Here is a 22,459-nt window from a genome sequence, read left to right as displayed (position 1 = left end):
GACATCAGTTACAGCGTCAGTTACAGCCTATATTAACAGCCACAAAAAAACGCGCCATAAAATGACACGTTTTTATTTTAGCATTAAGACTCAGTCTCTAATATGAAAAGCTTTGTGTCCATGCATAGAGGCTTAGTAACAGAGGTGTGATAGCGACCATTAAGCAGGTAACATCACTTCTGAGTTAAAGGTTTTCAGCTTCTCATAACGCAGCTCACAACGCGCGTGTGCGTCTAAATCTTTAATCTCATCTAACTGCTCAGTAATAAGTGCTTTCAAGGCGATCATGACTGGTTGCGGCTTGATATGCGCGCCTTCACCTTCTTCAATGACGGCATCAATCAGCCCCATTTGATATAAATTAATCGCATTTAATTTCAAGGCTTCACTAGCGTCTTGTGCTTTTTCAGCTGTTTTCCACAGGATAGAAGCACAACCTTCCGGAGAGATAACCGAATAAATACTATTTTGTAGCATATTTACTTTGTCACCAACGCCAATAGCCAACGCCCCACCTGAGCCGCCTTCACCGATGATAGTCACGATAATAGGCACTTTTAGGCTAGAAAAAACGGCGATACTTTCGGCAATGGCTTGCGCTTGTCCGCGCTCTTCAGCGCCGATACCCGGATAAGCGCCTTGGGTATCGACAAAGGTCATCACAGGGATATTAAAACGCTCAGCCATTTTGACCAAACGAATCACTTTGCGGTAGCCTTCAGGATTGGCCATGCCAAAGTTATGGGCAATACGCTCACGGGTGCTGCGACCGCGATGTTGACCAATCACCATCACAGGCTGACCATCAAAACGCGCCAGACCACCAAGAATAGCCTTATCATCGGCAAAAGCACGGTCACCGTGCAACTCATCGAATTCGGTAAACAGCTGATTAACATAGTCCATAAATAATGGACGCTTGGCGTGCCGTGCAAGCTGCACACTATCCCAGACAGTGCTCATAGACGCTTCCCTTTAATAATTATACTTAATGTATTTATGTTTAAGAATAATATCGTTATCGATTTTTAGATAATGAAAGTACAGTTGTAAACTCAATAGAGGCTATAGTAGCACATCTTAAATGGCATGACATTACTGACAAAGCCGCTTTTGTTACGTTAATCTATAGCATACTCATTACAATAGTAACGGCATCGTGTTGATCGTCAGTGCAAACCAGCGCTGTCTAGCCCTCAACCACGCTCAGCGTCACGCCCCATTTAGCAAACTGCTCAATCTCAGTATGCAGATCCGGCAATAAGAAAGCATAATGCTCACTACTATCGGCAACGGTGATTTGCCAGCAATGATCATCCATGGCTTGTAACTGTAATTCTGGTAATTCATAATCGCTGCGGCTGTGATGCGCTAGTACGGATAAGCGTAGCAACAGGCAAAGATAAACGAGCTGATTACCACCGATAGTACAGGTCTGCTCTAACATATCAGCCTTGAGCTTACGACGATGATTGAGCATCAGCTGTGCCATGCGCTTTTGATCGACTTGCGAGAATCCTGGAATATCAGAATACTCAAGCAAATACGCGCTATGCTTATGATAACTACTATGACTGATGGCCAATCCTATCTCATGCAAGAAAGCCGCACGCCTGAGTAAATCACAATCATCATTGGTAAGGGCGAGCTTCTCCTTTACTTGCTCAAATAAATGACGACTGGTTTTCACCACTTGTTTGGCTTGTTTTTTGTCCCCTGAATAACGCTTAATCAGCGCCAGCACACTGCGGTCACGAACATCTTCGCTAGCAAAGCGTCCAAGCATGTCGTACATCACACCTTCACGTAGTGCACCATCTGAGTAAGTAATGGTATCGACACCCAGCACTTTCATGACCGCACGCAGTACCGCAACGCCTGCAGGGAAGACGGCTTTGCGATGTTCCTTAACACCTTCTAAATCGATGTCATCGACGTTGCCAATTTTAAGCAACAGTTTCTCTAACTTTTTGACACCTTTATAAGTGATGCGCTCTTGCTCATCAGCCCAGCCCTTAGATACCAGCACATTACGTACCGCTTTAATCGTCCCACTCGAGCCAACCACACTACTCCAGCCCAATTTTTGATAACGACCCTGAATCGCTAACACTTCTTTGCGAGCGGCTGATATCGCATTATTAAAGGCTTCTTTCGTGATTTGACCATCGGCAAAGTACTTCTGGGTAAAGGCGACACAGCCCATCTGCAAACTCTCGGTCAATAGCGGATCGAACTCTTGACCAATGATGAACTCGGTCGAACCACCGCCGATATCGACGACCAAACGCTTATCACTACTGGCATTGGTGTGTGACACGCCCAAATAAATCAAACGTGCCTCTTCTCGTCCCGCGATAATCTCAATAGGTTTCGGCAATATTTTATTGGCACGGGCAATAAAATCATTAGCATTTTTGGCTTGGCGTAAAGCGTTGGTCGCAACCACGCGAATGCGTTCGGGTGGTACCGAATCCAAACGCGCCACAAATCGGCTCAAACAGTCAAGACCTCGCTGTGCAGCTGCCGCACTTAAGATATTGTTTTCATCCAAGCCTGCGGCGAGCTGAACTTTTTCAGACATAGAAACGACTTTTCGCACCTCACCATGGTCAAGACGCGCAATGGCCAGATGAAAACTATTGGAACCGATATCAATGGCTGCCATCATTTCATCATCAGCAAGCGGCGGATTTGTAAGGTAGTCAATAGGCATAAGAGGAATCGTTACCGTGTTGGATAAAAGGGGGGAGGATATGGGCTAAAAATTAGACGATTGAGTCATATAAACATCGTAGCTGCACCAAATAGAGCCATTTACGCAAAGCGGCTCACGTATTTGACGTAATTTTCGCCATTAAAGCATTTATGCCAAACACTGGCAAGTGACCCAAATGCTAATTAAGCAGCAAGCGCATCATTCACAAAATAACGAATGCGCCATAAATATCCATTGCTTGTGTTAAGGATAGCGTTTTGCTACATTAAAAACGACCAATATTATAATAAATAACAGTTACTTAATGACCGCCTAGCCGTTTTAGTGAAACAGAAAGCCCCCTAATGACTCGCCCTAATATCTATACTCAATAAACGATTAGCAAGGAAGCTAAACAAATGAATCAAACGACCACACAAAACACTACCAAAAACGCCGATACTCAAGCGGTCAGCAATGCTAAAAAAACATGATGACAACCGTCAGCCCAACAAAGCAGAAATTTTATGACTTCTACTTAGCTGAACATCAAAACATGGCTTGCCGCCGCTTACATTTCGCCGGTAGTAGCTTTGGCTTATTGGGACTCGCAAAGTCGGTCAAAACCGCTTCGCCAAAACCATTACTCAAAGGCCTCGCTGCTGGATATGCTTGCGCTTGGGTCGGTCATTTTTTCTTTGAAAAAAACAAACCTGCCTCGTTCAAATTCCCGCTAAAAAGCTTTGTTAGCGACTTTCGTATGTACAGTGATGTCCTACGCGGTAGACTCAGCTTAAAAGACCGTAAATTTGATAAAATCGGACGATAATAACTCGCCACTAGCCCAACTAACGTAAAGACTTACGTAATATTTTTCCTACCGCCGTTTTGGGCAATTCATCGATAAACTCGTATGACTGCGGGCGTTTATAACCTGTTAAACGTTCGCTTGCGAAGCTTTGTAACTCTTCTACCGTTAGGCTCGAATCTTTTTTGACCACAAACGCTTTGGGTACCTCGCCGCTGTGCTCATCTACAATACCAACCACCGCGACTTCAAGTACTTTCGGATGCTCTGTCAATGCCGCTTCCACTTCGTTTGGATAGACGTTAAATCCTGAAACCAGTATCATGTCTTTTTTGCGATCCACCAGCGTCAAAAATCCATGTTCATCTAGCACACCAATATCACCTGATTTAAAGTAGCCATCCTTTGTAAAAGTATCTGCATTGTCTCGTTGCCAATAACCACGCATGACCTGCGGGCCTTTAATACAAACCTCGCCCCGTGTACCTATTGCACAAGTTGCACCTTGTTCATCAATGATTTTAATATCCATCATCGCAAGTGGCAGACCAACGCTACCGTTGAAACGATCTATATCAGGTGGATTAAAAGAGATAACTGGTGCAGTTTCAGACATGCCGTAACCTTCATTGATAATCATACCAGTGACTTGTTGCCACTGATCAGATACGGCTTTGATGATTGCTGTGCCGCCACCAATAGACAGTGCCAAGCGACTAAAATCAAGGTTGGTAAACTTTGGACGATGCAGCATACCAATAAATAAGGTATTAACCGAAGGAATGACATGCGGACGATGCTGCTCGATGGTATTGACTAGTCCATCGATATCACGCGGATTGGTGACCAGTATGTCTTCCCAGCCGCCATAAATGCCTAGTAAGCCGCAAACGGTAAATGAGAAGATATGATAAAGCGGCAACGGATTGAGTATTTTGATCTGCTCGCTACGACCCGCTTCAATCGCATGACCAAACATCGCATAACACTGACAGACATTGGCCATGACATTGTAATGCGTGAGCATCGCGCCTTTTGGCTTGCCGGTCGTGCCACCCGTATATTGCAATAAAGCTAAATCTTCACGCTCAATAGTAACAGGCTGATATTGCTCAGCGTGGTATGCACTCATAATATGGGCAAAGCTTATATTCTGCTCTGAGATATAGTTTACAGCATTATCGGCTGTGGTTTGGTTGGTTTGATTGAATTGACGAGTAGTATCGGCTGACGGTTCAAGTTGGGTAAGCAAAGCAATATCGTTATCAGCAGGTGCAGCATTCGGATTGACGGAACAATGTACAACCAATGACAGTTGCGCTTTGACTGCATCATCTAACTGATCGTAAGCAGAGGTCATACCATCGAGGACAATCAGCACACTAGCTTGAGCATCCGTCAGCTGATGCGCCAATTCATAATGGGTATACATCGGATTGACATTCACCAATACCGCGCCTGCTCGCAGACAACCAAGTAACACCACGGCATACTGCAATATATTGGGTAACTGCACAGCGACACGGTCGCCTTTATTGATTCCTTGTGCTTGCAAAAAAGCAGCAAAGCGGCGGCTGGCAATATCCAATTGTGCAAAGGTAAGGGTGGCAGGCCCCATACTAAAAGCTACAGAATCACTATGCTGATCTATCTTAGGTTGCAACAAATCTAGCAGGTTGTGCTTGTTATCTAATACATCTAAATTATTTCTTATTCCATATTTCTCATATGAGGCTTGCCATAACGGTGGCGTATTACTGCTAGGTATATCATTAGTGCTTGTAGTCATCAGTTGGCGTCCTTGCTCAATTGTCTTGATTCATCTCAGAATAGCATAATTTATTGTTTATTTTGCAATCACCCAAAGAAGGAATTGTCTTCGTCCTAGTTTTTTAATTTATGCAATCATCGTCAGAAAATCTTTATCTTTTATAGTAAAAATCACAAAAGGATAAATATTGGGCACAAAAAAACCAGCATGATCTCTCATACTGGTTCTTGTAAGTACATACATTTTAAACAAGGTCTTAAATAAACAAGGTTCTGAATAAATAATATCCTGAATAAACAGTTACGCTTTTGCCATTTCTGCAAAAATCTCGTCAGCAGCTTTAATCGACGCATCAATATCTTCATCGCTATGCTTGATAGACATAAAGCCTGCTTCATAAGCAGAGGGTGCCAAATAAATTCCGCGATCTAGCATGCCGTGAAAGAACGTATTAAACACTGTCATATCGCACTCTGTCACGTCATCGAAGTTCTTTGGCGTGTCAGTCTCATTGTCTTTCACAAAGAACATGCCAAACATGCCGCCCAATTTATTGGTACGCATGTTGATGCCGTGTTTGTCAGCCGCCGCTTGAAAACCGTCTACTAGACGATCAACTTTCGCTGCTAACTCAGCATAAAAACCATCTACGGTTAAGTCTTCAAACATCGCGATACCCGCACGCATTGCCAGTGGATTACCTGACAATGTGCCAGCTTGATAGACGCCGCCGAGTGGCGCAATGCAAGACATCACTTCTTTTTTACCACCGAAAGCGCCAACTGGCAGACCTGCACCGATGATTTTACCAAAGCACGTCAAATCAGGATCAATGCCGAAATGTGCTTGTGCGCCGCCCAGACCAACACGGAAGCCCGTCATCACTTCATCAAAGATCAGCACTGAACCGTTGGCAGTACATTCTGCACGCAAGGTATCATGGAATTCTTGGGTCGGAATGACCATATTCATGTTGCCAGCGATCGGCTCTAAGATAATGCAGGCGACTTCTTCGCCCCATTTCTCAAAGCAATCTTTAATCGCTTGCGGATCATTATAAGGAATGGTAATGGTGTGCTTAGCAAAATCCGCTGGCACACCTTTTGAGGTTGGCTCGCCAATATCTAGCATGCCCGAACCTGCTTTTACTAATAAGCTGTCTGAATGCCCATGATAGCAACCTTCAAATTTAACGATTTTGTCACGTTGGGTATAGCCACGAGCCAAACGAATTGCACTCATGGTCGCTTCTGTACCGGAGCTAGTCATGCGAATCATCTCAACGCTTGGGACAATTTCGCAAATTTTATCGGCAACAGTGGTTTCAAACGGCGTTGGCGTACCAAAGCTTAAACCATCATCAGCCGCTTTTTTAACGGCATCAATCACTTTAGGGTGCGCATGACCCAAAATCATTGGACCCCAAGAGCCGACATAATCGATGTAAGCATTGTCTTCGGTGTCATAAATTTTGCTGCCGTTAGCACGGTGCATAAAAATAGGCGTGCCACCAACACCAGCAAAGGCACGGACGGGCGAGTTTACGCCGCCAGGAATATGTTTGCGAGCTTGCGCAAATAGCTGTTCGTTTTTAGTGCTCATAATCATTCTCTACTTATTATTTCTTTAATATTGGTTCTGTCTTATTTTATTAAAAATAATTTTGCGGCTTATTGTTAATGCTTAGCAGATTTTTAAAGCACATTTAATAATTTATGCTTTTTTAACAACAGATGATTTAAGCTTCATTGGCCCAAAGCCATCAAGTTTACAGTCAATATCATGACCATCAGAGGCATCGGGCAGCAGGCGAATACCTTTTGCTTTGGTACCAACTTTAATAACAATCGATGAGCCTTTGACTTTTAAGTCTTTAATCACGGTGACGGTATCGCCATCTTGCAGCTCATTACCGACCGCATCACGAATGACCGCGTCTTGCTCTTCAGCTTGTGCCGCATCGGTTTCAGCCGCAGTCCATTCATGAGCACACATGGGACATACCAGTAACGCACCATCTTCGTACGTATATTCAGCATCGCATTTTGGGCAATTGGGTAAGCTCATAATTTCCTCGTCAGCCGTGATAAATTGGGTGTATTCTAGAGCTAACATTGTACCGTAACTCGCCAGCTTTAACCAATCGCTTCGCTTGTAAATGCTGTGCTGTGACTAATTGATAGATTCACTCATGTCTTACAGCGGACGTTTTTTATCACACAGTGTTTTGTGGTACTCTGCTTTAACTAAATTTGGTTTGATGACCATGTATCTTTAGATGGTAAAACCTCAATATTTACTTTAACAATTACTTTAACAACTCAGTATTCACCACAATATCTGAGGCTATGGCTACTGATAACGATAGCGACTTATGAATAGGATAATAATAATGACTCAATCAAACGTATCGACCCTCCCATCAACATTGCCACACTTTGTTCAACTAACGATTCAAGGTGAAGATGCAGAAAAATTCTTGCAGGGGCAGCTAACCTCTGATGTCACCAAGCTCGGACTCAGTTATCAAGCAACGGCGCTTAGTAATCTAAAAGGTCGCATTGATTTTGGTTTGTGGATAAAAAAACAAGCCGAAAAGCATTATGATGTGGTTATCAGTGCCGATTGCGCTGAGGCTTTTCAAGCCCATTTAAAAAAGTTCGGTGCCTTTTCAAAATTTGACACCAGTACGCCGGCGCCCATTTATCCTTGCGTGCTTGATGACGTGCCAACTTTTAGTCATCAGGAAGACCACAATACGCCAACCGATACCCAAGCATGGATGCAAGCGAGTCTTGCCATTGGCAACTATTGGATAGTTGCTGCCACGCAAGGTCTGTTTCAGCCACAAGAGCTGCGTCTGCATCAGCGCGGCGGTATGGACTATGACAAAGGCTGCTATCTTGGTCAAGAAGTGATTGCCCGTATTTATTTTAAGGCAGCGCCAAAAGCGTTTTTACATTATGTCAGCGGCGCAGGTGACGTGCCAGCAGCCGGTGACAAGCTAGAAAAAATTCAGGTGGTCAATGCGATTGCCGATGACACTATTAATGGTAATGGTTTTAAAGCATTGGTCATTGCCCGTCCAGAGCATTTAGCCGATAGTGAGTTTACGATATTAGACTTACCGCCAGCGCTGCAAGCCGATGTTGCGCGTCAAAAATAGTACGACATGATGAGTGACGCGTAATAAGCAGTACTCTTCAAAACATTTTTACTAAAAAAGCAGCAGAGTAATCTATGACCCATATTGCGGTACTCGGAGCGGGCGTGGTGGGCGTGACCACCGCATGGTATCTTCGCCAAGCAGGCTACGATGTGACCGTCATTGAGCGTGAGCCAGCCGCCGGTATGCAGACCTCATTTGCCAATGGTGGGCAAATATCTGTCTCGCACGCAACCCCTTGGGCCAATCCAGCGGCTCCAATGAAAGCGCTTAAATGGCTGTTTCGCGAGGATGCACCGCTGTTGTATCGCTTGCGTGCTGATAAGGCACAGCTTAAGTGGGCGATGCAGTTTTTGCAAGAATGCCGTGCAGATAAAGCCGATGCCAATCTGGTACAAATGGTACGTTTAGGCTTGTATTCACGAGATACACTACAACAGCTGCGTGCTGATATTGGTATTGATTACGAGCAGCAAACGCGCGGTATTATGCATTTTTATACCAATCAAGCGGAATTTGATGCCGCCATTGCGCCAACGGAGCGCATGCAAGCGTTAGGCTGTGAGCGTCATGTCATCGATATCAATAATGCCGTAAACCTAGAGCCTGCGCTTTACCCTATTGCTCATAAGCTAAAAGGTGCGACTTATACCAGCCGTGATGAATCGGGTAATGCCCATTTATTTACCCAGCGCTTAGCCGAGCGCTGCATCGAGGCTGGCGTGAAGTTTTTATACGATACCGAGATTCTGGCGTTAAACACTGACGCCCATTCTGCTCGCCCGCATATCCATAGTATTACCATTAAACCCAAGGGCGAAAACGCGCAAACCTTTAGTGCAGACAGCCATGTACTGGCATTGGGCAGCTATAGCGTATCGCTCATGAAACCGCTGCATATTCATCTACCTATTTTCCCTGCTAAAGGCTACTCGGCCACTTATCAAATCAACCCCCGCGCCCCGCATCTAGCACCCTTTGTCAGTCTCATTGATGATGAGTTTAAGCTGGTGACATCACGCCTTGGTGACAAGTTACGCGTCGCTGGAACGGCAGAATTTAACGGCTACAATTTGGATTTAAATAGCACCCGCTGTGCTGCCATTACCCGCCGTGTGCAGCAGTTATTTCCCAAAGGTATCATTGCCAATTCTGTGCAATATTGGACAGGACTACGTCCGATGACACCTTCTAATGTACCGTTAATTGGGCGCGCGCACAGAGGTCAAGTCCGTCATGGCAGTCATAATGTGGATGCTAGTTTTGATAATTTATGGCTTAATACTGGTCATGGTACGCTTGGTTGGACCCATGCTTGCGGTTCGGCAAAGGCGATCAGCTTATTGATACAGGGTGAGACACCGCCAGTCGATTTTGATTTTGTTGGCTTAGAAATGTAAAAAAAGGCGCTGATATAAGCGCCTTTCTTATTTGTAAAAAAATTTTATGCTAAAACTATTTTATGCAGCGCTCCCTGATTCAATATCAGAATTAACATCAGAGTCAGCCATCTCCAAGTCAGTCGTCTCCAAATCAACCACTTCTGGCGCGATTGCTTGCAGTTGTACCGGTACGCCATTGACTGCCGCATTGCCACTTAGCTGATCGATTAAGGTATCGTCCGTCAAATCGTTAACACTAACGCCAGCATGCGCTTGCGCAATCTTTTGCTTCACACCTTTACGGCCGTGACCCCACCCATGAGGGATACTCACCACTTTGGGCATCAGCTCATCCGTCACTTCTGCTACGATCGTCACACTACCCACACGCGACGTTACTTTCACGTTTTGACCATCCTCAATACCGTACTCTTTCGCTGTTTCAGGATGCAGCATGAGCGTACAGCGCGGCTTACCTTTTACCAAGCGATAGCTGTTATGCAGCCACGAATTATTGCTGCGGACATGACGACGACCAATCAATAGAATTTGCTTGTCATCATAGTCCTGCATCATCTCCTGCACCCGCTCTAAATCTGCTTGATAAAAATCAACATTAAGATGAATCTGCTTGTCTTTGTGTTTTAACGCTTGTGGCAGCATGGTTTTGAGCGATCCCAAATCAATACCATGCGGATTTTTCTTCAATTGCTTTAGATTGAGACCCTTATAAGGCCCACGTTTTAGACCTTGATTAAGCACAAATTTCGGACCCAAAACTTTTATTAATAGACGTTCAACTTTGGTTGCAAGTACGGCTTTTTTATCCAAGCGTTTTGCCAGCTCTAAGTAGATTTGCCAATCATGTTTGGCGTTTTTTTCTTTAGCAAACAATGCTTTTGAATATTTAGCCACATTATGAACGGCGAAATTATTAAAGGTAACATCATAATGGTCACGTTCTAGCGGCGATACTGGCGGCAAAATAATATGCGCATGACGGCTGGTTTCTGTGACAAAGTAGTCAATAGCGACCATAAAGTCTAAGTTGGCAAAAGCCGTATCTAACTTTTCACCATTGGGCGTGCTGAGTACAGGATTGCCCGCGACAGTCATAAATCCTTTTAACTGTCCTGCCCCTTCTACCAGCATCTCATCCGCCATTGCCACCACTGGATAATCACCGTTAAAATCAGGCAAGTTACTCACGCGGCTATGACGCTTACCTAAATAACCTGGGCCAGAGTTATTGACCACATCAACCGCAGGATTAGGGAACATTAGACCACCCACTTCATCCAAGCGACCTGTGACAATATTAATCAGCATAATTAGATATTGGCTTAATAAGCCAAACTCTTGCACCGATACACCCATGCGACCGTAGCAGACCGAGCTTTCTGCTTCGCAAAACTCTTTGACGAGTCGTTTAATCTCGCTTGCCGCAATGCCAGTAATCTCAGCAACGGACTCGGCGCTATAGTCTTTGGCAAAGTCTGCAATGCGCTCAATCTCTGGCGCGAGCGCTGCCGCTCTATTATTGTTAGCACGTGCCTTGCCTGCATAACCTTGTAAATAGATTTCATTGAGCATGGCAAGCAAGAGTAAGACATCTGTCGCTGGGCGGATAAAATGATGCTCGCTAGCAATATCTGCCGTTTCGGTGCGTCTTGGATCAATGACTACCACTTTACCATCACGCGCTTTGATATCTTTTAGTTTTTGACGCATATTTGGTGCGGTCATAATACTGCCATTAGACGCCAGCGGATTGCCACCAATGATGAGCATATATTGGGTACGATTGACGTCAGGCACAGGGATGCGCAGCATATGCCCGAACAGATGCATGCTAACAATGTGATGCGGCAACTGGTCGATGGAAGTCGCAGAAAAGCGACTGCGCGTCTTAATACTGGTTAATAGATGCTTAATGGTTAACATGCCGCCCAAATTATGGACATTAGGATTGCCTAAATAAATCCCGAAAGCGTTTTGACCATGTTTTTTCTGTACCGACTGAATACCAGCTGCCACCTTATCTAACGCCTCAGCCCAACTAATCTCTTTCCAACCGTTAGCGGTTCTCTCAACGGGATGACGCAGGCGATCACTGTCTTCATGCAAGTCTTGCAAAGCAGTCGCTTTTGGACAAATATACCCTTTAGAAAATGGATCGTCTTTATCGCCTTTAATCGATAATACCTTTTTACCATCGTGCTTGATGACAATACCGCACATCGCTTCACACAAATTACAGGTTCTAAAATGTGTTTGTTCTTCCGTGTGACTCTTTTCACTAGCCATGGTCGCGCTCCCTGTTATTTTTTACTATAGTCACTCAACTACAAAGGTATTACTGCGTTAACCTCGTTTGAAGTATTAAACATACATCTAAACTCGGTTGCCTTGTACTACTTTTAAGTTGAATCGACTATATCGCTTTCACTATATCGCTTTCACTATATAAATTCCGTTTTATGAGGTTAATACATTTGCTCATTTTAAAACTATTGAGCATTAGTTAAAGCTAAGCATTACTAAAAATTAATAAGCTAAATAACTAGCCATCTACTCTGCGCTTGTCTTTGGCGAAAAAACTGTTAAAAAGTCCATCAAAGTTTTTGCACAACATCTCAATGGCTTGCTGCCGTGAATAACGCTGTTGATGACATCCCAATATCAATTCATGTACTTGGGCGGCAGTGATATCGACACAGAGATGAATGTCAGATTCGTCAAAAGAGCACTCAGCTGACTGCAATCCCGCTATAAATATTTTAGTCCATTCTTCTCTTATCTCTATGATTAGACTTCCCAACCCGTTACGTTCTATGTTTGAATCAAAGCGCAGACTGTCTTCGAGCAAACGCTGAAATAAAGTGATGTTTTGAAAGGCGGTATCAAAAATCAATGTTAGACATTCCTGACAACGCTCATTGAAACCCTCTTTAGACAGTGTTAGATAGTCTTTAAGCATATCTACCCACGCCATGCGCATTGGCGATAAATAGTTGTCTTTAAGTTGCTCGCCTAACACCTGCTGCAACGCATCTAAACTATCAAAATGATTATAAAAACTTGGCTGAGCAATACCTGCGCCTTTCGCGATTTTATTCATACTCATACCAAAAGCGCCCTCTACGCTATACAGCTGCAAGGCACTTTTTAGTAACGTATGACGCGTTTTCGCCTTTGCCAGCTCTCGTTTTGTTTCCGGTTTTGTAGCACTTACACTATCAAGTACATTCACTATCAACCTGCCCCAACTTAATCTATAAAACAATTGTTATTTCAACTATAAGGCTATAGCCATTTAGACAAGAAGTCTATTACTAAATATTTAACCTTACTTATTCTTGATGATTCGTTTTAACCCATCCTAAAACAATCATAAAAAAATAGCCGCCACATTTATGATGACAGCTACTTTTTTTATTCCTATATTTACAGCGTGTTACTACGTCATTTTTTATAAATCATCGCCAGACTTGTTAATCCTCTTTACGTATGTCACTGATAAAACACTTCATTCATTACACAAATGGACGCTGCATAACATAGCTGTGCAGATCTCAATAATGGAGCAACACTCTCAACATTGCATATACAGACATGGCGATGGTGAGCACTTATATTAGATATCATCAGTTAGCTGATTCATAAGTACTGATAGCAGCTGAGTAAAATGTCGATTAAAGACAGATGGAATAATTGTCTCAATAACCAACTTTATAATAAAAGAAGGAACATAAAAATGAACGAACATACTCTAAAAGGTGAATGGAACCAAATAAAAGGCTCAGTAAAGCAAAAATGGGCTGATCTTACTGATGATGATTTATTACACGTTGAAGGTAGCCGTGATAAATTGGTCGGAAAAGTTCAAGAACGTTATGGTCATAGCAAAGATGATGCTGAACGTGAAGTAGATGCATGGCGTACTGAACATAAATACTAAGTTATTGTAATTTCAAAAAACAAAAAACCGTATATTGCCTATACGGTTTTTTTATTGCTAGCACTTCATCTAAATTTCGACAAATATATTTAGCGAAGTTTCTAGAAGCTAAATCAAATATCGATTACTTTAGGGATTAGGCTTTTCTCAAAGTCCAGACACGATAAAACCGCATAGCAATTAACTGTTATGCGGTTTTATTGTTAACCATCCATGTTACCTATCACCACTGTTTCCCATGCATCCTTGCATAATATTCAGCATATTGTGATACTGGGCATCCTGCCCTTTTTACTACAACTACCAGCATTAACTACTGATAGCAGCAAAGGGTATGCGTCCTTACTCCACTTATCATTATCATCCTGATGCTAATAAGTGAATCATTATCCTTAATGCGGTCAACTCAATCCTTGAGTCACATTCCCTAATGCCGTGTGACTATAATGCCTAATTCCTAACCTGATGTTAAGTCGCGTAAGCGTCATTACGTGTAAGCATATGCTTACATGATTCATATTCGTTACCCTGATTACAACTTACTAACGCAAAAGACACTAATCATCAATCTTCGTCCATTATGATAGATAATGTAAGAAAATATTTCAAAGCGCATAATGGTAATGACGATGGTAATAATTAAGTTGCCAGTAAGTTATGAATACGATTATATGAACAATTTACAGAGTGCGTACGTGCTCGGCTATCACCAGCAATGATGCGACGGGTAATTTAAAAATATTATAGGATATTGGATCATGAAAACTCTAAAGCCTTTCTCATTTAAGACCGTTATATCTACTGGTCTTGCGGTTGCATTATTGGGTACTACAGTTGGGTGTGCCGTCGTCGGTCCAGGGTATGATAATTACCCAGTATATGGTGGTAATGATGATTATGGTAACGCTGACTACAACCGTATTAGTCAAAAGCTACGCGCTGATCTGCGCCGTAAAGGCTATCAGGTTATGGATATCAAATCCGATAACTACCGTGGCAATCGCATAATGACCGCTTATGCCAAAAAGAACAACCAAGCATACGAGCTAAAATACACGTATCCCGATCTAAAACTGATTAGCTCAAATAAAAAAGCTTGGTCTAATGTTTGGCAAGACGATAGATATGACAATGACCATTACAACAAAGACAAATATAAAAATAATGGCAAGCATAAGAATAATAAGCACTATAAAAATGATGATATCGAAGATAGCATTAAAAGAGACTCGCGTTATCCAGCAATTAAGCAACGTGCAATCAATAAAATACAAGGCATGGGCTATCGGGTCAAAGACATTGAGTTGGAAGAAAAAAACGGACGCGGCGTGTTCGAGATTGAAGCCAAGCGCGGCTCGCAAGAATATGAAATACGACTTGGTTACCCAAATTTAAATGTGATTAAGATTGAAAAAGACTAGGGCATGTCCTCCATTCAATTGATAGTTATAGTCAATCCTATATAAATCAGATACGGTGTCAGGCTTGCTTAGTCTACTATTTATAGTACTTTCGCTTGCCTTCCTTGAATCTAAATTATATTGAACCGACTATATTTAAGTGCATTAAAAATGAGATAAGTAAAATAAAGCTATTAAATAAAGTTTTGGCATCATTGACTACTTGATGCCTTTGGTCAAATAAGCCAGCCCTTGGTTTATTTGACCCTTTTTTATAAGATCAGCAAAAACACCTTTGACATCATAAGAGGATTTGATGAACCACCATACTTTATTAAAAACCACTCCTACCGCCAGTATGATTGCAGTGTTGCTGACGATAACGACTGGCTGTGTCACCGCACCTGGTTATAATGCTTACGGCGACCTTTACGAAGATGTTTATAAAGACAGTAAGGTCTACAAAAAGCACAAGAAGACCATCAACTCCATTGATAAAGAGCTTTATCAGCCTGCTATCGAGCAAAGGGCTGCGAATAAAGTCAGCAATATGGGTTATCGAGTCAAAGACGTCAAATACAAAAAAGGTGACAGTAAAATAAAAGTAAAAGCCAAACGCGGCAGTGAAGATTACAAAATCGAGCTTGGCTATCCGAGTTATAACGTGATTAAAATTAAAAAAGACTGAGAGCTGACCCTAAAAATCTAATACTTCAATCACATCATAGGCGGGCGTTTCATAAGGATGCGCCTGCTTTAACGCCTCGACTACCTGTTTAATATCAGCATCAGCCGCTACCATTTCTACCCGCCATTCCTCAACGGTTTCCAGTCGATCATGTGCTCCAATATTCGGATTACTGCCTGCCAGTGGCCTAAATTGCCCTGTCCCCTGCACTTGCCAACAGCACTGTTCATAATTGCCAATTGTCCCAGCGCCCGCCGAAAATAAAGCGGACTTTACCTGCTCTAATGCTGTATCTGGAATAAAAACGGTCAGTTTATACATGTGTTACTTCCTTCAAGTCTATTTAGAAAAACAGCCATCAGCCATCAACTATCAATCTTATTATTTTTTGGATAACGAAGGATGGTCAGTCCAAATGTAGCGTAATAACCACTCTTTTGCCTCGCCCGCATAATCAATGCCAATCCGTGGACGCAGCGATACTGGCGGCTTGCAGCCGTCTTCTTCTATCCAAACGGCTGATGCTGGATGAATAGATTTGCCATACAAGTCACGGTCGATTTGTAAACACTTAGTCAGCTTACCGGGACCAGCGAACTGTTTGGGATGAATCAGTTGTTGATCTAAGCTCAATAATTGCTCATCTCGCAAGCAGTCACTATCTTCTGCTAAAAACCCCGCACGTATCAGCACCGACTCAGGGGAGTCGATAGCACCACTGATTAAATTGAGCATATGATGGACGCCATAAGTCAAATACACGTAAAAAACACCACCTTGCTCATACATGATTTCAGTGCGCGGCGTTCGGCTGCCTGCATGTGAATGACAAGCGGGATCGCCCGCACCGATGTAAGCTTCGGTTTCTGAGATACGCATACGTAGTATTTTAGGCGTGCCATCCGTATCTAACAGCTTTCTACACAGCACTTTACCTATTAAGTCAGCAGCGACCACACAGGTTGGTCGAGTAAACCATGATGGCGCTAAAATAGTAGGCTGCGCCGTGGAAGTTTGAGACGTTGACATTAGTAATGACCTTTTATGCTTTTATATCATTGAATAATTAATAAGTTATCATAAAATTAAGAAAAGGTATGGCACACAGTGTTTAAGGAATGTTTAAACAAACCTTGCAAGGTCGATATAGCATTCAAAAAGATGATTTCTGCTGAATGAATAAGCATAAAAAAGGAAGAATGAGGTAACATTGGAATGAGGAATGAAACGTAAACTTAGACAAAAAGGAAGTCAAAAAATGAAAGGGATTACACGCTTCTCGAATAGCTTGATGGAAAAATATTTACCAGATCCATTTCTGTTCGTCATTATTTTAACCTTGGTTATTTTTGTAATGGGCTTAGGTTTAACCGACTCTTCACCGGTACAGATGGTGGCGTTTTGGGGTGAAGGCTTCTGGGCTTTGCTGGCATTCTCAATGCAAATGGTGTTGGTGCTAGTAACTGGTTTTGTATTAGCAAGCAGCCCCATATTTAAAAAAGGGCTGGGTAAACTTGCCAGTTTCGCAAGCTCGCCAGGTAGTGCGATTATACTGGTCACCTTAGTATCGCTTGCAGCAAGCTGGATTAATTGGGGATTTGGCTTGGTCATTGGGGCATTATTTGCCAAAGAGCTGGCGAAGCGTGTCGAAAATGTCGATTACCGTTTATTGATTGCCAGCGCCTATTCTGGATTTATCATTTGGCATGCCGGATTCTCTGGGTCGATTCCATTATCCATTGCAACAGCAGGCCATCCCTTCGTTGATAAAATCGGTGTTATTCCAACAAGTGCGACCATCTTTGCTAGCTATAACCTAATTATCGTCGCAGCATTGGTTATTATCGTCCCTTTATTAAACCGTCTGATGATGCCAAAAAAAGAAGATACGATTACGGTAGATCCAAAACTTCTAGTAGATCCTATCCCTGAGGATCTGCCAGCCAAATCGGATATGACACCAGCAGAACGCTTAGAAAACAGCTGGATTTTATCAATGGTCATTGGCGTATTGGGCATCGCCTTTATCGTGTATTATTTCGCACAGAACGGTTTTGCTCTAACGCTCGACTTGGTTAACTTTATGTTCTTGTTTCTTGGTATTATATTTCACGGTACACCTCGCAAGTATTTGATTGCAGTTCAAGAAGCGGTTAAAGGTGCAGGCGCTATCATCGTCCAATTTCCTTTTTATGCAGGCATTATGGGAATGATGACAGCTTCGGGGTTGGCAGGTGTGATGTCAGAAGCGTTTGTCAACGTTTCAACAGCGGAGACGCTACCACTTTTTGCTTTCCTCAGTGCAGGACTCGTCAACTTTTTTGTTCCTTCAGGTGGTGGACAATGGGCAGTACAAGCACCAATCATGTTAGAAGCGGCGGAAATGTTGGGTAGTGATCCGTCACGAGTTGCTATGGCTGTAGCATGGGGTGATGCTTGGACAAATATGATTCAGCCATTTTGGGCATTACCAGCACTGGCGATCGCAGGTCTAAAAGCCAAAGATATCATGGGTTTTTGTGTCATCGTGCTGATTGTCAGTGGTGTTGTGATTGGTTTAGGACTCTTGTTTTTATAATAAATCCTATAACTCCAACATTAACTATTTTAATAAAGAGGTTGTTCTTATCTTTAGATAATAATGAAGTAAATCAAATAGCAGTGGAGCTATTCAGAATAGCCATATTTGATAATAACGACTACCTTTAGGTCAAAGCCTTTATATTATTAGTCGTAAGATAAACACGAAGATTAATTTAAAATCACAAAAAAACTGAGCACATGGCTCAGTTTTTTTTACGCTAAAGATTGACCTGCAGTGCAGTGCCAATCAAACATCTAGCTTAATGGTACACCAATACGGTTAGCCACTTCTTCATAAGCTTCAATGACATCGCCTAATGATTGACGGAAGCGGTCTTTATCCAGCTTCTTCTTAGTCGTCTTGTCCCAAATACGGCAGCCATCTGGTGAAAACTCATCCCCTAAGACGATACGGTCATGGAACACACCAAATTCTAGTTTGAAATCAACCAGTATCAAATCACCTGCTTCGAATAACGCATTTAACACTTCATTTACTTGATGAGTCAGCTCTTCCATTCTTGCCAGTTGTGCTTCGGTTGCCCAGCCAAGAGACACAGCAAGTGACTCATTGACCATTGGATCACCCAGCGCATCATCTTTATAAAACAGCTCATAAGTAGGTGGCGTCAATGCTTGCCCTTCTTCTAAGCCTAAACGACGCACCAAACTGCCCGCAGCAAAGTTACGCACCACGCACTCAACCGGAATCATATCCAAACGCTTGACCAATACTTCATCTTCAGACAATTGCTTTTCAAAATGCGTTTCGATACCAGCATCAGCCAATTTTTGCATGATGAAAGCATTAAAACGATTATTGACGACGCCTTTGCGGGCTAACTGTTCAATACGCTTGCCATCAAGCGCTGAAGTATCATCACGGAAATGTAGAATCAAAAGATCATTATCTTCAGTTTCATAGACAGATTTGGCTTTGCCTTTATACAGCAGTTGTTGCTTTTGCATTATGGGAGTTCCTGTTCGTTCAAGCTTATGTGGTAAAAACGCGCAGCGACCGCTGATTTTTGTATGACAGAATGAATAATATTTACATTAATCACTGTAAAATGTCAGCGGTATAAATAGGGAATAGCTTTAATTCGAAGGACTACTGACAGCGCGCTCAGGCTTTGGTAGCTGGTATTGATTACCTGATTCGTTCTGTAATTTCAGCGTATTTGCACCAGCATTAGGAGTTGCATACAAAGGTACAAAAGGCGCTGGTTCTTTGTTAGCAGGCAGCTCTATTGGCACAAGCTTCTTGCTTTGCTGATATTCTAAGCTACCATTGTCACGCTTACCAAGTAAGTTTTTAGCACTTTGGCAACCGCTCAATACTAAGGTGCTTCCCAATACTAAGGTCAGCAGCGCAGGGAATATTTTTGCAGTCGGTGATGATGTTTTCATCATATTATCTCTCTGAGTTAGCATTTACACGCATCATTTTATAATAAGTTCGCACGCACCAAGGCTTCATCAATAGTGGCATGATGTTGTTCAGCCAACCATACCAAAGGCAGACGAATACCAGTATCTATCATACCCATTTTATGAAGCGCATATTTGGCTGGGATAGGACTTGACTCAATGAACAAGTCACGGTGTAAATGCTTGACCACATCATGGACTTTATGAGCCGCGTCAAAATCACCACGAAGCGCCGCTGTAAAAGTCTCGCTCATCGCTTTTGGGGCGACGTTGGCAGTGACTGAGATATTACCTTTACCACCGAATTGCATCAAATCAAGCGCCGTACCGTCATCACCAGATAGCACGACGATTCTATCGCCCACTGCTTTGATCAATTGCTCACCGCGAGCGATAGAGCCTGTGGCATCTTTAATCGCGACGATATTATCGATATCAGCCAGACGTTCTACGGTCTCTTGTGCAATATCAACGACCGTACGTCCTGGCACATTGTAAAGCATCTGCGGGATATTCACCGCGCGCGCGATAGCCTTATAATGTTGGTATAAGCCTTCTTGTGGCGGCTTGTTATAATAAGGCGCAACCAATAGCGCACAATCTGCACCAGCGTCGGCAGCATCTTGGGTCAGCTTAATGGCTTCCATCGTATTATTGGCACCTGTTCCAGCAATCACTGGTACACGACCTTTGACATGCTGAACAAAGTAGCGAATGACATCGCTGTGCTCTTGCATAGATAATGTCGCTGACTCGCCAGTAGTACCAACGGCAACGAGACAATGCGTGCCTTGCTCAATCTGCCAATCTATGAGATCCGCCAGACGTTTATAATCGACCGTGCCGTCAGGATGCATGGGCGTTACCAAGGCTACCATTGAGCCTTGTAGTCGGGTTTTGATCTCGTCGTATGCTGTGCTCATAACCGTGCCTTACTGTATTATCCTAGCTTTTTTCAAAGCTGTCACATGATAGGTCGTTGGCAAGTGTCAATGATTACGTCTACACCTGTACTCATATTGTGTACATTCATAGGCGCCATTGGCAATATCTTGCTTGATATTAATGCTGAGTATTTTTTATGATCAATCTTTTTCTATGATAAAAGCGTTCGCAATATAGGTGCTCAAAGCCGTCTTGGCCTTATTTTTGCCAATGACCGACAACGCTTATTTAATACTAAAAATAGAATAATAAAAACGCCTGCTAGTGTAGCATATTTTGATTTGACCGCTATCAATCAATTAACGTTCAATCAATTGAATTGCTGACATGCCATTACAACCTACAAACCAACAGCCTTATTATTCAACTCTCAGTTTAGCGCAATGAATCAGCGCTGATAAGTCTTTTGAATCATGTTAACGAATCGTCAACACATCGATAGTGGGGCGATACAAGCGAAAAGGCAGCCCTCGTGTACCGATACCGCTACTGACAAATATCTGCGCACTGCCATGTTGATATAAACCCCGCTGCTTGCCCATGCGGCTATTATTTAACAGGGTTGACTGCTCGCTACTACGTGCGATATTTTTTTGTTTTTGTGCCAACCATATATTTTTTTGAATCGCCTTTGCTGCACCAGTAATCAATAGTGGTCGTGGCTGTAAGGATTTTGGCAAATCGCTAATACTATCAAATCGTGAAGCCAATATGATGACGGGCTTCGTGGTATTAGCAATTTCAGCACCAAGTGCGGCTTTATCAGACGCATTTGCCTTTTCAATATCAGCAAATTGTTTAGGAACATCTTGCCAGCCGCAAAGCACGGCGACGGTTGGGCTATTTTCCAAATTTTGCTGTCTAAAACCCTCTTTATTATTTTTAGAATAGCTCGCACTGGGCATTACTGGAAGCGCATTAATAGCCCCAGTACATTTGAGTGGCAGTGACGTACACTGCTGACCAATATAGCTGATATCAAGCACATCAAAGGCACTAGACAACGTATCTTCTAATAGCGGCTGTCCTTGCTTAGTCGTATTAATCGATTGATAACGCAAATCTGAGGTACTCATCACTGTATAAATAGGCTTATTAACCCCTTTAAACAACATGAGCTGACCCACTAAATCAGCACTTGGGTAATACAACCAGTCGCCCGTAATCAGCACCGCATCTGCTGGTAACGCATTGATGGTAGCAACCAGTTTACGAATATGACGCGGCTTGCCGCTATACAAGCCTATACGTAAATCAGCCAATACGGCAACCGTCAGCGGTGTGGATAAATCTAAGTCGATTGCATGATGATCTAAACGTAAACGATTGGGTTGTATCACCACAGTATAAAAATAGAACCCCATTGCAAATACGGCCACTAGCACGAGTGGCAGTGATAGCTGCGCCAGTATCGGCAACATGTCTTGCGACCAACCTATCACCAACAGCAAAGCCCAAACGGGCATAGTATAGGCAGCATAATATAGTGCCAATTTAAACCAAATACGCATAAAACGTTTGGTAGGATTGGCATTGAACGTTTGTAATCCTGACCACAGTATAATATACGCAAGCAATACTGCTGTCGTAGAGATACTTAGGATATAAAGAGCATGGTCAGTCATA

At 42.9% G+C, this 22,459-nt stretch carries 20 protein-coding genes; 7 read left to right on the top strand and 13 right to left on the bottom strand.

All coding sequences use genetic code 11. The features are described 5' to 3' along the window. Window positions 1-159: 159 nt before the first annotated feature. Together AK822_RS01090 and ppx are read right to left on the bottom strand one after the other, a co-directional pair. Window positions 160-963 (bottom strand): acetyl-CoA carboxylase carboxyltransferase subunit alpha, encoded by an 804-nt coding sequence (locus AK822_RS01090; RefSeq protein WP_060490264.1) that lies wholly within the window; start codon window positions 961-963, stop codon window positions 160-162. A 226-nt stretch (window positions 964-1,189) separates the two neighbouring features. Continuing rightward, window positions 1,190-2,716: an exopolyphosphatase gene (ppx, locus tag AK822_RS01085; RefSeq protein WP_060490263.1), complete on the bottom strand. Its 1,527-nt coding sequence runs from the start codon at window positions 2,714-2,716 to the stop codon at window positions 1,190-1,192. Window positions 2,717-3,188: 472 nt separating this feature from the next. Here ppx and AK822_RS01080 point away from each other — a divergent pair, with 472 nt between their 5' ends. Continuing rightward, window positions 3,189-3,527, top strand: coding sequence for an Mpo1-like protein (locus AK822_RS01080; RefSeq protein WP_060490262.1), 339 nt, complete (start codon window positions 3,189-3,191; stop codon window positions 3,525-3,527). Between the two features lie 19 nt (window positions 3,528-3,546). Here AK822_RS01080 and AK822_RS01075 read toward each other — a convergent pair whose 3' ends face one another. The 3 genes from AK822_RS01075 to AK822_RS01065 form a co-directional block, all read right to left on the bottom strand. Beyond that, window positions 3,547-5,295, bottom strand: coding sequence for an AMP-binding protein (locus AK822_RS01075; RefSeq protein ID WP_060490261.1), 1,749 nt, complete (start codon window positions 5,293-5,295; stop codon window positions 3,547-3,549). Window positions 5,296-5,577: 282 nt separating this feature from the next. After that, a complete protein-coding gene (gene hemL, locus AK822_RS01070) occupies window positions 5,578-6,879 on the bottom strand; it encodes a glutamate-1-semialdehyde 2,1-aminomutase (protein WP_055123597.1) in 1,302 nt (433 codons plus the stop codon). 111 nt (window positions 6,880-6,990) lie between these two features. Next, on the bottom strand, window positions 6,991-7,344 hold the full coding sequence (locus AK822_RS01065) for a zinc ribbon domain-containing protein YjdM (protein ID WP_055123598.1): 354 nt from the start codon (window positions 7,342-7,344) through the stop codon (window positions 6,991-6,993). A gap of 325 nt (window positions 7,345-7,669) precedes the next feature. On the opposite strand from AK822_RS01065, the gene AK822_RS01060 reads away from it, so the two are divergent. Beyond that, window positions 7,670-8,443 carry a CAF17-like 4Fe-4S cluster assembly/insertion protein YgfZ gene (locus tag AK822_RS01060; RefSeq protein ID WP_060490260.1) on the top strand — a complete coding sequence of 258 codons (774 nt, stop codon included), beginning with the start codon at window positions 7,670-7,672 and terminating at the stop codon, window positions 8,441-8,443. Window positions 8,444-8,517: 74 nt separating this feature from the next. Then, the gene (locus AK822_RS01055; RefSeq protein WP_060490259.1) at window positions 8,518-9,843 is read left to right on the top strand and encodes a D-amino acid dehydrogenase; all 1,326 of its coding nucleotides are present in this window, start codon (window positions 8,518-8,520) and stop codon (window positions 9,841-9,843) included. Between the two features lie 60 nt (window positions 9,844-9,903). Here the strand turns inward: AK822_RS01055 and AK822_RS01050 are convergent, their stop codons facing one another. Then, the gene (locus AK822_RS01050; protein WP_060490258.1) at window positions 9,904-12,132 is read right to left on the bottom strand and encodes a molybdopterin oxidoreductase family protein; all 2,229 of its coding nucleotides are present in this window, start codon (window positions 12,130-12,132) and stop codon (window positions 9,904-9,906) included. A gap of 256 nt (window positions 12,133-12,388) precedes the next feature. Continuing rightward, window positions 12,389-13,078 (bottom strand): TetR/AcrR family transcriptional regulator, encoded by a 690-nt coding sequence (locus AK822_RS01045; RefSeq protein ID WP_060490257.1) that lies wholly within the window; start codon window positions 13,076-13,078, stop codon window positions 12,389-12,391. A gap of 504 nt (window positions 13,079-13,582) precedes the next feature. Between AK822_RS01045 and AK822_RS01040 the strand changes: the two genes are divergently transcribed. From AK822_RS01040 to AK822_RS01030, 3 genes are all read left to right on the top strand, one after another. Then, on the top strand, window positions 13,583-13,786 hold the full coding sequence (locus AK822_RS01040; protein WP_045443240.1) for a CsbD family protein: 204 nt from the start codon (window positions 13,583-13,585) through the stop codon (window positions 13,784-13,786). A 758-nt stretch (window positions 13,787-14,544) separates the two neighbouring features. Further along, window positions 14,545-15,207, top strand: coding sequence for a PepSY domain-containing protein (locus AK822_RS01035; RefSeq protein WP_060490256.1), 663 nt, complete (start codon window positions 14,545-14,547; stop codon window positions 15,205-15,207). Between the two features lie 295 nt (window positions 15,208-15,502). Continuing rightward, window positions 15,503-15,874, top strand: a complete 372-nt coding sequence (locus tag AK822_RS01030) for a hypothetical protein (RefSeq protein WP_060490255.1) — start codon at window positions 15,503-15,505, stop codon at window positions 15,872-15,874. Window positions 15,875-15,883: 9 nt separating this feature from the next. On the opposite strand, the gene AK822_RS01025 is transcribed toward AK822_RS01030, so the two are convergent. Continuing rightward, window positions 15,884-16,195, bottom strand: coding sequence for a YqfO family protein (locus AK822_RS01025; RefSeq protein ID WP_060490254.1), 312 nt, complete (start codon window positions 16,193-16,195; stop codon window positions 15,884-15,886). Between the two features lie 60 nt (window positions 16,196-16,255). Next, a complete protein-coding gene (locus tag AK822_RS01020) occupies window positions 16,256-16,903 on the bottom strand; it encodes a DNA-3-methyladenine glycosylase (protein ID WP_060490253.1) in 648 nt (215 codons plus the stop codon). A gap of 229 nt (window positions 16,904-17,132) precedes the next feature. Here AK822_RS01020 and AK822_RS01015 point away from each other — a divergent pair, with 229 nt between their 5' ends. Next, window positions 17,133-18,452 carry a short-chain fatty acid transporter gene (locus tag AK822_RS01015; RefSeq protein WP_060490252.1) on the top strand — a complete coding sequence of 440 codons (1,320 nt, stop codon included), beginning with the start codon at window positions 17,133-17,135 and terminating at the stop codon, window positions 18,450-18,452. A 260-nt stretch (window positions 18,453-18,712) separates the two neighbouring features. Here AK822_RS01015 and purC read toward each other — a convergent pair whose 3' ends face one another. The 4 genes from purC to AK822_RS00995 all read right to left on the bottom strand — a co-directional run bounded on the left by purC (window position 18,713) and on the right by AK822_RS00995 (window position 22,458). Next, entirely contained in the window at window positions 18,713-19,426 is a 714-nt protein-coding gene (gene purC, locus AK822_RS01010) for a phosphoribosylaminoimidazolesuccinocarboxamide synthase (protein WP_060490251.1), read from the bottom strand. A gap of 129 nt (window positions 19,427-19,555) precedes the next feature. Next, the gene (locus AK822_RS01005; RefSeq protein ID WP_228139045.1) at window positions 19,556-19,870 is read right to left on the bottom strand and encodes a hypothetical protein; all 315 of its coding nucleotides are present in this window, start codon (window positions 19,868-19,870) and stop codon (window positions 19,556-19,558) included. A gap of 35 nt (window positions 19,871-19,905) precedes the next feature. Then, on the bottom strand, window positions 19,906-20,811 hold the full coding sequence (gene dapA, locus AK822_RS01000) for a 4-hydroxy-tetrahydrodipicolinate synthase (RefSeq protein WP_060490249.1): 906 nt from the start codon (window positions 20,809-20,811) through the stop codon (window positions 19,906-19,908). 438 nt (window positions 20,812-21,249) lie between these two features. Continuing rightward, complete coding sequence (locus AK822_RS00995; protein WP_060490248.1) at window positions 21,250-22,458, bottom strand: metallophosphoesterase family protein; 1,209 nt, start codon at window positions 22,456-22,458, stop codon at window positions 21,250-21,252. Window position 22,459: the final 1 nt, after the last annotated feature.

This window comes from Psychrobacter sp. P11F6, assembly GCF_001435295.1.
Classification (GTDB): domain Bacteria; phylum Pseudomonadota; class Gammaproteobacteria; order Pseudomonadales; family Moraxellaceae; genus Psychrobacter.
The sequence above is the reverse complement of the archived record's forward strand: the minus strand, read 5'-3'. Positions and strand labels throughout refer to the sequence as shown.

Bases quoted from the DNA above. Each gene is read 5' to 3' on its own strand.
- AK822_RS01090 (WP_060490264.1), bottom strand. From the start codon at position 963: ATGAGCACTGTCTGGGATAGTGTGCAGCTTGCACGGCACGCCAAGCGT.
- ppx (WP_060490263.1), bottom strand. From the start codon at position 2,716: ATGCCTATTGACTACCTTACAAATCCGCCGCTTGCTGATGATGAAATG.
- AK822_RS01080 (WP_060490262.1), top strand. From the start codon at position 3,189: ATGATGACAACCGTCAGCCCAACAAAGCAGAAATTTTATGACTTCTAC.
- AK822_RS01075 (WP_060490261.1), bottom strand. From the start codon at position 5,295: ATGACTACAAGCACTAATGATATACCTAGCAGTAATACGCCACCGTTA.
- hemL (WP_055123597.1), bottom strand. From the start codon at position 6,879: ATGAGCACTAAAAACGAACAGCTATTTGCGCAAGCTCGCAAACATATT.
- AK822_RS01065 (WP_055123598.1), bottom strand. From the start codon at position 7,344: ATGAGCTTACCCAATTGCCCAAAATGCGATGCTGAATATACGTACGAA.
- AK822_RS01060 (WP_060490260.1), top strand. From the start codon at position 7,670: ATGACTCAATCAAACGTATCGACCCTCCCATCAACATTGCCACACTTT.
- AK822_RS01055 (WP_060490259.1), top strand. From the start codon at position 8,518: ATGACCCATATTGCGGTACTCGGAGCGGGCGTGGTGGGCGTGACCACC.
- AK822_RS01050 (WP_060490258.1), bottom strand. From the start codon at position 12,132: ATGGCTAGTGAAAAGAGTCACACGGAAGAACAAACACATTTTAGAACC.
- AK822_RS01040 (WP_045443240.1), top strand. From the start codon at position 13,583: ATGAACGAACATACTCTAAAAGGTGAATGGAACCAAATAAAAGGCTCA.
- AK822_RS01035 (WP_060490256.1), top strand. From the start codon at position 14,545: ATGAAAACTCTAAAGCCTTTCTCATTTAAGACCGTTATATCTACTGGT.
- AK822_RS01030 (WP_060490255.1), top strand. From the start codon at position 15,503: ATGAACCACCATACTTTATTAAAAACCACTCCTACCGCCAGTATGATT.
- AK822_RS01025 (WP_060490254.1), bottom strand. From the start codon at position 16,195: ATGTATAAACTGACCGTTTTTATTCCAGATACAGCATTAGAGCAGGTA.
- AK822_RS01020 (WP_060490253.1), bottom strand. From the start codon at position 16,903: ATGTCAACGTCTCAAACTTCCACGGCGCAGCCTACTATTTTAGCGCCA.
- AK822_RS01015 (WP_060490252.1), top strand. From the start codon at position 17,133: ATGAAAGGGATTACACGCTTCTCGAATAGCTTGATGGAAAAATATTTA.
- purC (WP_060490251.1), bottom strand. From the start codon at position 19,426: ATGCAAAAGCAACAACTGCTGTATAAAGGCAAAGCCAAATCTGTCTAT.
- AK822_RS01005 (WP_228139045.1), bottom strand. From the start codon at position 19,870: ATGATGAAAACATCATCACCGACTGCAAAAATATTCCCTGCGCTGCTG.
- dapA (WP_060490249.1), bottom strand. From the start codon at position 20,811: ATGAGCACAGCATACGACGAGATCAAAACCCGACTACAAGGCTCAATG.
- AK822_RS00995 (WP_060490248.1), bottom strand. From the start codon at position 22,458: ATGACTGACCATGCTCTTTATATCCTAAGTATCTCTACGACAGCAGTA.